We start from the raw sequence: 1,710 nt of genomic DNA on the forward strand, positions 1-1,710 counted from the left end.
GGTTGCTGGACGGTATCGACATCAGCGCCGTCCAGCGGCATCAGCCGCGAAATTATCACCGGGCCGTATGAACAGGGCGTCTTCGTGCTGGTCTAACGCACCATGCCAAAGACCGTCACCACCATCACCGCCGAAGAGCTGCTGCAATTACGTACTGCTGCCAGCGAGCTGGATGCTCTGAAGAGCAAACTTCGCCTCGTGACGGTCGAGCGCGACCTGTTGCAGGAGAAGCTCAAGGTCTTCCAGCACAAGCTGTTCAGCGCCAAGAGCGAAATTAGAGGTTCCCAGCAGAAAGACCTGTTCTTCAACGAGGCGGAAGCCTTGGCCCCAACCAGTGCTACGCAGCCAGCACAGGAGGATCTGAGCGAGGTTGAGGTCCCTGGCCACAAGCGCAAGAAGCCTGGCCGCAAGCCGCTTGATCCCAATCTTCCGCGCGTTCCCGTTCGCCATGAACTACCAGAGTCGGAGCGCATCTGTCCCCATGATGGACAGCCCTTGACCGAGATCGGCGTTGAGATCAGCGAGCAGCTGGATATCGTGCCGCAGCAGATTCGAGTGATTCAACATCAGCGAGTAAAGTATGCCTGCCCATGCTGCGACGGCGGAATCAAGGTGACACCGGCCCCGGCTCGGATTATCCCCAAGGGCTTGCTGACCGAGGCCGCGCTTGCTTGGTGCATCACCTCAAAATACCAAGATGCGTTGCCACTCTACCGACAAGCTGCCTTGCTGCGTCGTGTGGGCGGGGATCTTTCTCGCGGGACGCTGGCCGCCAGCATCGTGCGCATAGGGCAGGCCGTTCAGCCAATCATCAACCTGCTACGCGATCACCTATTAGATAGTGATGTCGTGTACGGCGATGAAACCACCCTGCAGGTTCTCAAGGAACCGGGGAAGTCGGCCCAGAGCAAAAGCTACCTCTGGGCACAGATGAATGGCTCTGGACCGCTCGTGCGGCTGTTCACCTACAGTCCGACGCGCAGTACTGCAAAAGCTCAAGTGCTGTACGCCGGCATCAAGCCCGGCTCTGTGCTGATGAGTGACGGCTATGCTCCCTACGAGACTGTCGCCGCCGTCTACCAGCTTGTTCATCTAGGCTGTTGGGCGCATGCCCGACGCTACATGATAGAAGCCGAGCAAGCCCTCCCCAAAGACCGGCGTGCCGCTCACCCTGTGAGTGCATTCTTGCAACTGATCGGAAAGCTATTCGCCATCGAGGCCAGTACGAAGGAAATGGCCTCAGAGCAACGCGGGCTTGTTCGTGCAGAGCAAAGCCAGGCAGTGCTGGAGCAGATTCAGGTCATGCTACTGCAGCACCTGCATGCCGTACTGCCCGGTAGTGCCTTCGGCAAGGCATTGCACTACCTGCACGGCCAGTGGCCCAAGCTCGTTCGCTACGTGGAAAATGAGGCTTGGCCGATCTCCAACAACCCCTGTGAAAATGCAATCAGGCCGTTTGTCATCGGGCGACGTAACTTCCTATTCTGCGACACCGTGGCCGGCGCCAACGCCAGTGCCAATCTGTATTCCCTCATCGAGACCTGCAAAGCCAACGGCGTGGATGCATACCGGTACCTCATTGCCTTGCTCACGGCACTGCCGCTTGCGACCACGGTCGAGGACTATGAAGCCCTGCTGCCCTGGATCCTCAACGCGACTGAGTAACTGCGCCTACTCGCATCGCAAGGACGTCGTCAATCAAGCGCTTAC

General features: G+C 58.7%; 1 protein-coding gene. It reads left to right on the forward strand.

The window, feature by feature from the left end; genetic code table 11:
- The first annotated feature begins 102 nt into the window (after nucleotides 1-102).
- Nucleotides 103-1,665 (forward strand): IS66 family transposase, encoded by a 1,563-nt coding sequence (tnpC, locus tag HNP46_RS35585; protein WP_184598988.1) that lies wholly within the window; start codon nucleotides 103-105, stop codon nucleotides 1,663-1,665.
- The last annotated feature ends 45 nt before the right edge of the window (nucleotides 1,666-1,710 follow it).

Source organism: Pseudomonas nitroreducens (assembly GCF_014204515.1).
GTDB classification, from domain to species: Bacteria; Pseudomonadota; Gammaproteobacteria; order Pseudomonadales; family Pseudomonadaceae; genus Pseudomonas; species Pseudomonas nitritireducens_A.